General features: G+C 40.3%; 13 protein-coding genes. All 13 read left to right on the top strand.

Features of this window, described 5'->3' with window-relative positions; all coding sequences use genetic code 11:
• On the top strand, positions 1-2523 hold a 2523-nt coding region (locus QM460_RS06335; RefSeq protein ID WP_414289565.1), incomplete at its 5' end, for a Rib/alpha-like domain-containing protein.
• A 175-nt stretch (positions 2524-2698) separates the two neighbouring features.
• Complete coding sequence (gene hemW / locus QM460_RS06330; protein ID WP_414289564.1) at positions 2699-3829, top strand: radical SAM family heme chaperone HemW; 1131 nt, start codon at positions 2699-2701, stop codon at positions 3827-3829.
• A gap of 4 nt (positions 3830-3833) precedes the next feature.
• Positions 3834-4571 carry an acyl-ACP thioesterase domain-containing protein gene (locus QM460_RS06325; RefSeq protein WP_414289563.1) on the top strand — a complete coding sequence of 246 codons (738 nt, stop codon included), beginning with the start codon at positions 3834-3836 and terminating at the stop codon, positions 4569-4571.
• 10 nt (positions 4572-4581) lie between these two features.
• Positions 4582-5355, top strand: a complete 774-nt coding sequence (locus QM460_RS06320) for a TIGR01457 family HAD-type hydrolase (RefSeq protein WP_414289562.1) — start codon at positions 4582-4584, stop codon at positions 5353-5355.
• Positions 5345-5968 (top strand): TIGR01906 family membrane protein, encoded by a 624-nt coding sequence (locus tag QM460_RS06315; RefSeq protein WP_414289561.1) that lies wholly within the window; start codon positions 5345-5347, stop codon positions 5966-5968. Before QM460_RS06320 ends, QM460_RS06315 begins: the two co-directional genes overlap by 11 nt.
• A 210-nt stretch (positions 5969-6178) precedes the next feature.
• Entirely contained in the window at positions 6179-6580 is a 402-nt protein-coding gene (locus tag QM460_RS06310) for a Spx/MgsR family RNA polymerase-binding regulatory protein (RefSeq protein ID WP_045763368.1), read from the top strand.
• On the top strand, positions 6581-6859 hold the full coding sequence (locus tag QM460_RS06305) for a UPF0223 family protein (RefSeq protein ID WP_045763367.1): 279 nt from the start codon (positions 6581-6583) through the stop codon (positions 6857-6859).
• Entirely contained in the window at positions 6849-7616 is a 768-nt protein-coding gene (locus tag QM460_RS06300) for an inositol monophosphatase family protein (RefSeq protein ID WP_414289560.1), read from the top strand. The genes QM460_RS06305 and QM460_RS06300 overlap by 11 nt, the downstream gene beginning before the upstream one ends.
• Before the next feature lie 6 nt (positions 7617-7622).
• Entirely contained in the window at positions 7623-8936 is a 1314-nt protein-coding gene (locus QM460_RS06295) for an RsmF rRNA methyltransferase first C-terminal domain-containing protein (RefSeq protein ID WP_414289559.1), read from the top strand.
• Positions 8937-9045: 109 nt separating this feature from the next.
• Positions 9046-9924, top strand: a complete 879-nt coding sequence (locus QM460_RS06290; RefSeq protein ID WP_414289558.1) for a phosphate ABC transporter substrate-binding protein PstS — start codon at positions 9046-9048, stop codon at positions 9922-9924.
• Positions 9924-10841 carry a phosphate ABC transporter permease subunit PstC gene (gene pstC, locus QM460_RS06285; protein WP_049509826.1) on the top strand — a complete coding sequence of 306 codons (918 nt, stop codon included), beginning with the start codon at positions 9924-9926 and terminating at the stop codon, positions 10839-10841. The genes QM460_RS06290 and pstC overlap by 1 nt, the downstream gene beginning before the upstream one ends.
• Positions 10831-11715, top strand: coding sequence for a phosphate ABC transporter permease PstA (pstA, locus tag QM460_RS06280; RefSeq protein WP_000543058.1), 885 nt, complete (start codon positions 10831-10833; stop codon positions 11713-11715). The genes pstC and pstA overlap by 11 nt, the downstream gene beginning before the upstream one ends.
• A gap of 10 nt (positions 11716-11725) precedes the next feature.
• The gene (pstB, locus tag QM460_RS06275; protein WP_000049858.1) at positions 11726-12529 is read left to right on the top strand and encodes a phosphate ABC transporter ATP-binding protein PstB; all 804 of its coding nucleotides are present in this window, start codon (positions 11726-11728) and stop codon (positions 12527-12529) included.

The raw sequence follows: 12529 nt of genomic DNA, 5'->3' as shown, positions 1-12529 counted from the left end.
GTTAATGTAGGTGAAACTCCAGATCCTAAAGGATCAATCGATAAAGTAGGCGATCTTCCAGAAGGAACTAAAGTTGAGTACAAGACTCCAGTAGACACTACAACACCAGGCGATAAGGAAACAACAGTAGTTGTCACTTACCCAGATGGCTCTAAGGATGAAGTTCCAGCAACTGTTAAGGTAGTAGATCCACGTACAGATGCAGAGAAGAACAATCCAAAACCTAAAGACCAAACTGTTAATGTAGGTGAAACTCCAGATCCTAAAGGATCAATCGATAAAGTAGGCGATCTTCCAGAAGGAACTAAAGTTGAGTACAAGACTCCAGTAGACACTACAACACCAGGCGATAAGGAAACAACAGCAGTTGTCACTTACCCAGATGGCTCTAAGGATGAAGTTCCAGTAACTGTTAAGGTAGTAGATCCACGTACAGATGCAGAGAAGAACAATCCAACACCTAAAGACCAAACTGTTAATGTAGGTGAAACTCCAGATCCTAAGAAATCAATTGGTAATGTAGGAGATCTTCCAAGCGGAACTACAGTTGAATATAAGACTCCAGTAGACACTACAACACCAGGCGATAAGGAAACAACAGCAGTTGTCACTTACCCAGATGGCTCTAAGGATGAAGTTCCAGTAACTGTAACAGTAACAACACCAGCTCAAAAGACACCAACAGTAGATGTTGAACAAGATCCTGAGACAGGTGAAGTTACAGTAACACCTAAGAAACCAGATGGAACTCCATACAAACCAGGAACTAAGGTAGAAATCCCAGGTGAAAATGGAACAACAATTCCAGTCACAATCGGCGACAATGGTTCAGGTAAAGTACCAAATGACAAACTTCCTAAGACAGATGTACCAGGAAAAGGAACAGTAACAGAACCTAATAAGAAACCATCACAACCAGTGGATGTAACAACACCAGCTCGTAAGACACCAACATTAGATGTGGAACGAAATCCTGAGACAGGTGAAGTTACAGTAACACCTAAGAAACCAGATGGAACTCCATATAAACCAGGAACTAAGGTAGAAATCCCAGGTGAAGATGGTCCAATCACTGTTGAAATCGGTGAAGATGGTAAAGGTAAAGTACCAAATGACAAACTTCCTAAGAAAGATGTCCCAGGTACAGCTAAGATTACTGAACCAGGTCAACCAACTGTTGAAGTTCCAGTAACAACACCAGCTAAGGTAACACCAGAAACATCAGAAACTGAAAAACCAGGTAAGATTGAAATTACTCAACAACCAAATGGAAATGCGATTGTAACACCTAAGAAACCAGATGGCTCAACATACCCATCAAAAACTAAGGTAGAAATTCCAGGTGAAAATGGAACAACAATCACAGTCACAATTGGCGACAATGGCTCAGGTGAAGTACCAAATGACAAGCTTCCTAAGAAAGATGTCCCAGGTACAGGAACAGTAACCGAACCGAACAAGAAACCATCACAACCAGTAGATGTAACAACACCAGCTCGTAAGACACCAACAGTAGAGTTGGATAAAGATCCTAAGACAGGTGACGTTACAGTAACACCGAAGAAACCAGATGGCTCAACATTCCCACCAGGAACTAAGGTAGAAATCCCAGGTGAAGATGGTCCAATTATTGTTGAAATCGGTCAAGATGGTAAAGGTAAAGTACCAAATGACAAACTTCCTAAGAAAGATGTCCCAGGTACAGGTAAGATTACAGAACCAGGTAAACCAGCTGTAGAAGTTCCAGTAACAACACCAGGTAAGGTAACACCAAATACCCCAACAACTGAAAAACCAGGTAAGATTGAAATTACACGCAAACCAAATGGTGATGCAGTCGTAACGCCTAAGAAACCAGATGGCTCAACTTACCCATCAGGCAGCAAGGTTGTGATTCCAGGTGAAAACAACACACCAATCGAAGTCACAATCGGCGACAACGGTTCAGGTGAAGTACCAAATGACAAGCTTCCTAAGAAAGATGTCCCAGGTACAGGAACAGTAACCGAACCGAACAAGAAACCATCACAACCAGTGGATGTAACAACACCAGGTCAAAAGACACCAACAGTAGATGTTGAACAAGATCCTAAGACAGGTGACGTTACAGTAACACCGAAGAAACCAGATGGCTCAACATTCCCACCAGGAACTAAGGTAGAAATCCCAGGTAAAGATGGTAACCCAATAACAGTAACAATCGGTGAAGACGGTAAAGGTAAAGTACCAAACAGTGACCTACCAGAAGGAGATGTCCCAGGTACAGGTAAGATTACTGAACCAGGTAAACCAGCAGTGGAAGTTCCAGTAGAAACTCCAGGTAAGGTAACACCAGTTGCAGTTAATCCGAATGTAAATCACGAAGATACTACAGCTACTATTGATAATGGAGCTAAGTCAAATGATTCTCAAAAAGTATTGCCAAATACAGGAACAGAATCAAATGCGACTCTTGCATCTCTAGGCCTTCTTGGTATTCTAGGTGGTCTCGGACTTGCTCTTGGAAAGAAAAAAGAAGACTAAAAATTTAGTCAAATAAACATTCATTCTTTTGTGTTATAAAGACAAACTAGATTGGTTCTGGGAATCATGTTAGTCGTAAAATAAAAAGAATGTTTAGATAAAGAAAGCGAACAATGCTAGGATTTTGTTAAACGGAATTCTAAGTATTGTTCGCTTTTGTGGTATAATAAATACTATGCAGAAGAAACCGACATCAGCCTACGTGCACATACCATTTTGCACACAGATTTGTTATTATTGTGACTTTTCCAAGGTCTTTATCAAAAATCAGCCAGTAGACAGTTATCTAGAGCATCTACTGCAAGAATTTGATTCTTATGATATTCAAAAATTGCGTACACTCTATATTGGTGGTGGGACACCGACAGCCTTGTCTGCTTCTCAATTGGAAGTTTTGTTAGAAGGATTGACTAAAAACTTAGATTTGTCAGTCTTAGAAGAATTGACTATCGAGGCTAATCCTGGTGACCTGGATGCTGATAAGATTGCTGTTCTGCAAAATTCTGCAGTTAATCGTGTTTCACTAGGTGTTCAGACCTTTGATGATAAAATGCTGAAAAAGATTGGGCGTAGTCATACGGAAAAGGATATTTATGAAAATATCGACCGCCTCAAACTTGCTGGTTTTGACAATATTTCCATTGACTTAATTTACGCACTTCCTGGTCAGACCATGGATCAGGTCAAGGACAATGTTGCTAAGGCAATTGCCCTTGATATTCCTCATATGAGCCTCTACAGCTTAATTTTAGAAAATCATACGGTCTTTATGAATCGTATGAGACGAGGGAAATTACCACTTCCAAAGGAAGAATTAGAAGCAGAGATGTTTGAGTATATCATTGCAGAACTAGAAAGAGCTGGCTTTGAGCACTATGAGATTTCTAACTTTTCTAAACCAGGCTTTGAGAGTCGTCATAATCTTATGTACTGGGATAATGCTGAGTATTATGGAATTGGTGCTGGTGCGTCTGGCTATGTAGACGGTGTTCGCTATAAAAATCATGGGCCGATCCGCCATTATTTAAAGGCGGTAGAAGAGGGAAGTGCTCGTATCAATGAAGAACACTTGAGTCAAAGGGAGCAAATGGAAGAAGAGATGTTTCTCGGCCTTCGCAAGAAGTCAGGAGTTTCCATGGCACGCTTTGAAGAAAAATTCGAACGGTCTTTCCAGGAACTTTATGGTGATATTGTTAAAGACTTGATTCAACAAGGTCTTATGCAGGTTGAGGGTGATCGTGTTCGTATGACTAAGAGAGGTCTCTTTTTAGGAGATACAGTAGCAGAACGATTTATATTGGAGTAAAAGTATGGGCTTAACTTATCAAATGAAGATGAAAATTCCTTTTGATATGGCTGACATGAATGGCCATATCAAGCTACCAGATGTGATCTTGTTGTCCCTCCAGGTATCTGGTATGCAGTCAATTGAACTGGGAGTGAGTGACAAGGATGTTTTAGAACAGTATAATCTGGTCTGGATTATCACAGATTATGATATTGACGTGGTTCGTTTGCCTCGTTTTGCTGAGGAAATCACCATTGAAACAGAAGCTTTGACCTATAATCGTCTCTTTTGTTACCGCCGATTTACGATTCATGATGAAGATGGTCAAGAAATCATTCATATGGTAGCTACATTTGTCCTTATGGATCGTGAGAGTCGAAAGGTTCATCCTGTAGTACCAGAAATTGTCGCTCCTTATCAATCTGAGTTTTCTAAGAAACTGGTCCGTGGGCCAAAATATACAGAGCTGGAAGAAGCGATAAGCAAGGACTACCATGTTCGTTTCTATGACTTAGATATGAATGGTCACGTCAATAACAGCAAATACCTAGACTGGATTTTTGAGGTCATGGGAGCCGATTTCCTTACTAATCATATCCCTAAAAAAATCAACCTCAAATATGTCAAGGAAGTTCGACCAGGAGGAATGATTACTTCTAGTTATGAATTGAATGAACTAGAAAGTAATCACCAAGTCTCAAGTGATGGCGATATCAATGCTCAAGCAAAGATAACTTGGCAAGAAATTAATAAAGATTAGAAAGAAAGATATGACTTATAAAGGATATTTAATTGATTTAGACGGAACAATCTATAGGGGGAAAGATAGAATCCCAGCAGGAGAAGCTTTTGTTCATGAGTTACAAAAGAGAAATATTCCCTACCTCTTTGTCACAAACAACACCACTCGTACACCTGAGAGTGTCCAAGAGATGTTGGCTAATCACTTCAACATCGACACACCTGTATCGACAATCTATACTGCAACCTTAGCAACTATTGATTACATGAATGATTTAGGGCTTGAAAAGACAGTCTATGTGATTGGAGAAGCAGGGCTCAAGGAAGCGATTCAAGAAGCAGGGTATGTGGAAGATAAAGAAAATCCAGCCTATGTGGTTGTTGGTTTGGACTGGCAAGTAGACTATGAAAAATTTGCTACTGCAACCCTAGCTATCCATAAAGGTGCTCACTTTATCGGTACCAACCCTGATTTGAACATTCCAACTGAACGTGGACTTTTGCCTGGTGCTGGTTCACTAATTACTCTTCTAGAAGCAGCAACTCGCGTAAAACCAGTTTATATTGGAAAACCTAATGCGATTATTATGGACAAAGCTGTTGAACACCTAGGACTTGAGCGAGAAGAAATTGTCATGGTGGGCGATAATTACCTGACTGATATTCGAGCTGGTATTGACAATGGCATTCCTAGTCTTTTGGTGACGACAGGGTTTACAAAACCTGAAGAAGTAGCAGACTTGCCAATTGCACCAACTCATGTCCTTTCAAGTCTAGCGGAGTGGAATTTCGATGAAAACTAAGTTTACTTTTGTAGGAAGTATTCTCTTTCTCCTCTCGCTTGCTATTTTATTGACCATTTACCTGGCATGGCTGATTTATCCTCAGGAAATTTCTTGGTTAAACTTGACAAATCGTGTTCATCTGCAACCTCAGATAATCCAGCATAACTTTAATGTTTTGATGGATTATTTGACCAATCCGTTGAGTCAAGTATTAGCAATGCCAGATTTTCCTTCATCTGCATCTGGAATCCATCATTTTGCAGTTGTCAAGGGTTTGTTCCATCTGGCTCAAGGAGTAGCACTAGTAACTCTACCGATATTCTATCTTTTTTGGAAGCAGGTCATTCAGAAAGGATTTCTATCTCTCTACCGTAGAGGTCTCTTAATCATGCTCTCGCTACCTTTGGTTCTTGGTTTAATTGGAGTTTTCATTGGATTTGAGCAGTTCTTTACTTTGTTTCATCAAATTCTTTTTGTAGGTGATGATACCTGGCTATTTGATCCGGCAAAGGATCCAGTCATTCTTATCCTACCAGAGGACTTTTTCCTCCATGCCTTTCTTCTATTTTTCTGCTTGTATGAATTGATTTTTGGATTTATGTACCTACAGAGTAGAAAAACAAATAGATAAGTGAAGAAAAGTATTACTGATTCCAAATAAAATGTAGGAAAAAACTATCGTTTGTAACATGAATATTTCTACATTTAAGCAAAACATTCACATTTGATTCCCAAAAACCTATTTTTCTTGAAAAAGTAGGTTTTTTTACGGAAATAACTAGTCAAGCGCTTTATTTTTTTGTATAATAGGAATAGAAAAGTATGTAAAGAAGAGGAAAGCATGATTACACTATTTTTATCACCGAGTTGTACATCATGTCGTAAAGCAAAGGCCTGGCTCGAGAATCATAAAGTGCCCTTCCAAGAGCATAATATTATGACCAGCCCTTTAACGAGAAAAGAACTGCAACACATTCTTTCCTTGACCGAAAATGGTACTGATGACATCATCTCGACTCGTTCAAAGATTTTTCAAAAATTGAATATTGATGTAGAGAGTATCTCAGTATCGGAGTTGCTTCATTTAATTGAGCAGTATCCGAGTCTTTTGCGTCGCCCGATTATTATTGATGCAAAGCGAATGCAAATCGGTTTTAATGAAGATGAGATTCGTGCTTTTCTCCCTCGTAGTTACCGTAAACAAGAACTGAAAGAAGCTACATTGAGAGCTGGTATTAATTAGATGAATAAACAGTATAGTTACCCACTAGATTTGTCGTGGAGCACTGAAGAACTTGCTTCAGTGCTTTCTTTTTTTAATGATGTTGAAGCAGCCTATGAGACTAAGGTAGAGGCAAAAAAACTACTAGATTCCTATAAGGGATTCAAAGCGGTTGTTCCAAGCAAGAGTGAAGAAAAACGCTTGGGCCGTGAATTTGAAACTGCGAGTGGTTACTCCTTCTATCGAGCTGTCCAATTGGCCAAAGAACAAGGGGAAGGGAAGATTTCGCTTGGAAAATAAATTTATGTTTGCCAAAGAGATTGTCAAGGAAGCAGGAGACTATATTCTAGCTCATATGCAGGAAGAATTGCATATTGAGAGAAAATCATCCCCTACAGACTTGGTGACTCATTTGGACAAGGAAGTTCAGAATTTTTTGATTGATAAGATTCGTTCGCATTTTCCGGATGACCAATTTTGTGCAGAAGAGGGATGTTTACGTGCTTCAGTTGGACATGGATCTGTTTGGGTCATTGATCCCATTGATGGTACCAACAACTTTGTCGCACAAGGTGATGATTTTGCCATTATGGTAGCGTATTTTGAAAACGGTGTGGGCCAGTTTGGGATCATTTATGATGTCATGAAAGGTCATTGTTATCATGGAGGAGGTGCTTTTCATGCCTGTCTCAATGAAGAACCCTTGCCTAGTTTTAAGGATAAGCCCTTGCGAGATTTTCTAATTGCGAGTAATGCTGGCATGTTGGAAACAAATGCCTGGGGTGTCGCAGAATTGGCTAATGCTTCACTTGGTGTACGTATCTATGGAAGTGCAGCTATCAGCTTTTCAAAAATATTATCTGGTCAGCTATTGACCTATATCACCTATCTCCAACCTTGGGACTATGCTGCAGCTGGTATCATTGGAAAAAGTTTAGGTTATCAGATTGTAACCTTAACTGGAGAGCCGGTGGATTTTCAGACACGACAACCAATTATGATGGTTCCTACAGACAAGTTGGCAGAAATCCAATCCTATATCTATGAAAGGAAATAAACTTACATGCAATTTCCAGAAGGATTTGTAAAAAAATATGAAGCAATATTGGGAGATGAGGCAAGAGCTTTTCTTGCCTCTTTTGATGATGAGGCAGTTTCCGCCTTTCGCATCAATCCCTTAAAAGAAAGCCAAGTTTCTTTTTCAGATGCTATTCAAAATACACCCTGGGGCTATTATGGCAAGGTTTCAGGGAAATCACCTGAGCATGTAACAGGCTTGGTCTATTCCCAAGAACCTGCTGCACAAATGGTTGCACAAGTAGCTCAACCAAAGGCTGGTATGAAGGTCTTGGACTTGGCAGCGGCTCCCGGTGGTAAATCCACTCAACTGGCAGCCTATCTTGCAGGCGAAGGTCTTCTTGTTTCCAATGAAATTTCTAGCAAGCGAGCAAAGATTTTGGTTGAAAATATGGAGCGTTTTGGTGCAACAAATGTTGTTGTAACCAATGAATCTGCAGATCGTTTGGCTAAAGTGTTTAAGGGATATTTTGACCTAATTGTTCTAGATGCTCCATGTTCTGGAGAAGGAATGTTCCGAAAACAGCCAGATGCTATGGATTATTGGAGTGTAGAATATCCAAGCCAATGTGCTGACTTGCAGCGTGAAATTCTAGAGGATGCGGTCACCATGTTGGCTGATGGTGGTCGTTTGGTCTATTCTACCTGTACCTGGGCTCCAGAAGAAAATGAAGAAATTGTCCAATGGTTACTGGATAGCTATGATTTTGAATTGATCCCAGTTCAACATATCAATGGAATGGTTCCTGGGATTGACTTACCTGAAGCCGCTAGAATGTATCCACATCACTTTAAGGGAGAAGGACAGTTTGTTGCCCATTTACAATTTCGAGGGGAAAATAAAGTCTCTAAGTTCAAGCCTTCTAAATCCAACCTCTCTCGAGAACAGATTTCCTTATGGCAGGATTTTGAGAAGAAACATTTAAAAGAGAAACTGGCTGGAGTCCTACAGGTTTTTGGAGACCAACTGTATTTATTGCCAGAAGGTCTACCAGATTTAGGAAAACTAAGAATTGCACGAAACGGACTTCATCTTGGAACCTTTAAGAAAAAACGTTTTGAACCAAGTTTTGCACTTGGCCTAGCTTTGAAACCAAGTCTAATCAATCAAGGAATTGAAATTCATCAAGAGGACTTTGTCAAATATGTAGCTGGTGAAACAGTTCAATTATCTGAAACTTTGCCAAATGGCTGGTACCAAGTTTTGGCTGCTGGAAATGGTTTAGGTTTTGCAAAAGTGACAGGAAATACATTGAAGAATTATTTCCCTAAGGGCTTGAGGTTTAAGGTGAAAAACTAGTCAAAATCAGTATTCTATGTTATAGTGGAAGTATGGATTTTTTGCATAAAACATAGAAAAATAGGGCGGAATTCCAAGCTATTCATCATTATTTTCAAGGAGACAAATAGTGAAAAAATTTAAAAAACTCACACTCTCTCTTGCGACTCTTTTACTTGCTGGTTCGTTAGTAGGATGTGCAAGTTGGATTGATCGTGGGGAGTCTATGACTGCTGTTGGTTCAACTGCTCTCCAACCTTTAGTCGAGGCGGCTGCAGATGAATTTGCATCAGCTCACATCGGAAAAACAGTCAATGTTCAAGGTGGTGGTTCTGGTACAGGACTGTCGCAGGTTCAGTCAGGAGCAGTAGATGTCGGCAACTCCGACGTATTTGCGGAGGAAAAAGACGGTATTGATGCCTCAGCATTGGTCGACCATAAGGTAGCTGTTGCAGGTTTGGCTGTTATCATCAATAAAGAAGTAGATGTTGATAATCTAACGACGGATCAGCTCCGACAAATCTTCACAGGAGAAATTACCAACTGGAAAGAAGTCGGTGGTAAAGATTTAGCCATTTCTATTATCAACCGTGCAGCTAGTTCAGGTTCTCGTGCAACCTTTGATAGTGTGATCATGAATGGTCAATCAGCAATGCAAAGTCAGGAACAAGATTCAAACGGGATGGTCAAATCAATCGTTTCTCAAACCCCTGGAGCTATTTCCTACCTAGCATTTGCTTATGTTGATGATTCTGTTGGGACAATCAAACTCAATGGTTATGAACCAATTTCAGAGAATGTAACCACGAATAATTGGCCTTTGTGGTCTTATGAACATATGTATACACTTGGTGAGCCAAATGAATTGGTTGCCGAATTCTTAAACTTTGTTCTTTCAGACGAAGCTCAGAACGGAATCGTTAAAGGAATGGGCTATATTTCTGTTAAGGAAATGAAGGTTGAAAAAGATGCTGCAGGGACTTTAACAGCGCTAGAAGGGAGTCAATAATGAATCAAGAAGAATTATCTAAAAAATTGCTCTCTCCGTCAAAGAACTCTCGTCTTGAGAAATTAGGAAAAGGGCTAACTTTTGCCTGTCTCTCTTTAATTGTTATTATTGTGGCTATGATTTTGATTTTCGTGGCTCAGAAAGGGTTATCTACCTTCTTCGTCAATGGTGTTAACATTTTTGAATTTTTATTTGGACAGACTTGGAATCCTTCAGGGAAACAATTTGGTGCTCTTCCGATGATTTTAGGTTCCTTTATTGTTACCATCCTATCAGCTCTTATTGCAACACCATTTGCCATTGGGGCTGCAGTCTTTATGACAGAAGTATCACCAAAAGGGGCAAAGATTTTGCAACCTGCTATTGAACTCCTAGTTGGGATTCCTTCAGTAGTTTATGGATTTATCGGATTGCAGGTCGTCGTACCATTTGTACGTAGTGTCTTTGGTGGAACAGGTTTTGGTATTTTATCGGGAATTTTCGTTCTCTTTGTTATGATCTTGCCGACTGTAACCTTTATGACAACTGATAGCTTAAGGGCAGTTCCTCGTCACTACCGTGAAGCTAGTTTAGCTATGGGAGCAACTCGTTGGCAAACAATCTGGCGTGTTACTTTGAAGGCTGCTCGTTCAGGTATTTTTACGGCTGTAGTCTTTGGGATGGCGCGTGCTTTCGGTGAAGCTCTTGCGATTCAGATGGTTGTTGGTAACTCAGCAGTTGTTCCAACTTCATTGACAACACCAGCAGCGACTTTAACATCTGTTTTGACCATGGGAATCGGTAATACCGTTATGGGAACTGTTGATAACAATGTTCTTTGGTCACTGGCCTTAGTATTGCTTTTGATGAGCTTGGCCTTTAACAGTGTGATTAAATTGATTACGAAAGAAAGAGGAAAGAAAAACTATGCACGCTAAGAAATTAGATAAACTTGCTACAGCTGTCCTCTATACCATCGCAGGAATCATTGTGACCATCCTTGCTTCCTTGATTCTCTATATCTTGGTTCGAGGCTTACCTCATGTTTCTTGGTCCTTCTTGACTGGAAAATCATCTTCTTACCAAGCAGGTGGTGGTATTGGAATCCAGCTTTATAATTCCTTCTTCCTTTTGGTCATTACCTTATTCATCTCTGTACCTCTATCAATGGGAGCTGGGATTTACTTGGCTGAATATGCAAAAAAAGGTCGTGTTACCAACTTCGTTCGTACCTGTATTGAAATTTTGTCTTCACTGCCATCAGTCGTAGTCGGTCTCTTTGGTTACCTCATCTTTGTAGTTCAGTTCGAGTATGGATTTTCCATTATTTCTGGTGCCTTGGCTTTGACTGTCTTTAACCTTCCACAGATGACGCGTAATGTTGAAGACAGTTTGAAACACGTTCACCATACGCAACGTGAGGCTGGTTTGGCGCTTGGGCTTTCTCGTTGGGAAACAGTTCTTCATGTCGTTATCCCCGAAGCCCTACCTGGTATTGTAACAGGTATTGTGCTTGCCTCAGGTCGTATTTTTGGTGAAGCTGCGGCTCTTATCTATACTGCAGGACAATCTGCGCCAGCTCTTGACTGGTCAAACTGGAATGTTCTCAGTGTAACCAGTCCAATCTCAATCTTCCGTCAAGCAGAAACCTTGGCTGTTCATATCTGGAAAGTCAATAGTGAAGGAACTATTCCTGATGGAACTTTGGTTTCAGCAGGTTCTGCAGCGGTGCTCCTAATCTTTATCTTAATCTTTAACTTTGGAGCACGTAAACTCGGAAGCTATCTACATAAGAAATTAACCGCTGCCTAAAGGAGAAGCCATGTCGAAATATAATTGGGATGAAAGGCATATTATTACTTTTCCAGAAGAAAAAGTGGCCCTCTCTACTAAGGATTTACATGTTTACTACGGTAAAAATGAATCCATCAAGGGCGTGGATATGCAATTCGAAAAAAATAAAATTACGGCCTTGATTGGTCCATCAGGATCTGGGAAATCAACCTACCTACGCAGTCTCAACCGTATGAATGATACCATTGATATTGCAAAGGTGACTGGACAAATTCTCTATCAAGGAATTGACGTTAACCGTCCTGAAATCAATGTTTATGAAATGCGTAAACACATCGGAATGGTTTTCCAACGTCCAAATCCATTTGCTAAATCAATTTACCGCAACATCACCTTTGCACATGAACGTGCAGGAGTTAAGGACAAGAAGGTCCTTGATGAAATTGTAGAAACCTCTCTTCGTCAAGCCGCCCTCTGGGATCAGGTTAAAGACGACCTTCATAAGTCAGCCTTAACTCTTTCAGGAGGTCAACAACAGCGTCTCTGTATCGCTCGCGCCATCTCTGTGAAACCAGATATCCTCTTGATGGATGAGCCAGCATCAGCCTTGGATCCGATTGCGACAGCTCAACTTGAAGAAACCATGTTGGAGTTGAAGAAGGACTTTACCATTATTATCGTGACCCACAGTATGCAACAGGCTGCGCGTGCTAGTGATTACACAGGATTCTTCTACCTGGGTGACTTGATTGAGTATGATAAAACTGCAAATATTTTCCAAAATGCGAAGCTACAGTCTACCAATGACTATGTAACTGGACACTTTGGTTAG

The organism is Streptococcus infantis, from assembly GCF_047464415.1.
GTDB lineage: Bacteria > Bacillota > Bacilli > Lactobacillales > Streptococcaceae > Streptococcus > Streptococcus infantis_AE.
Note: the sequence above shows the minus strand (reverse complement) of the source record. Positions and strands in the feature narration are given on the sequence as shown.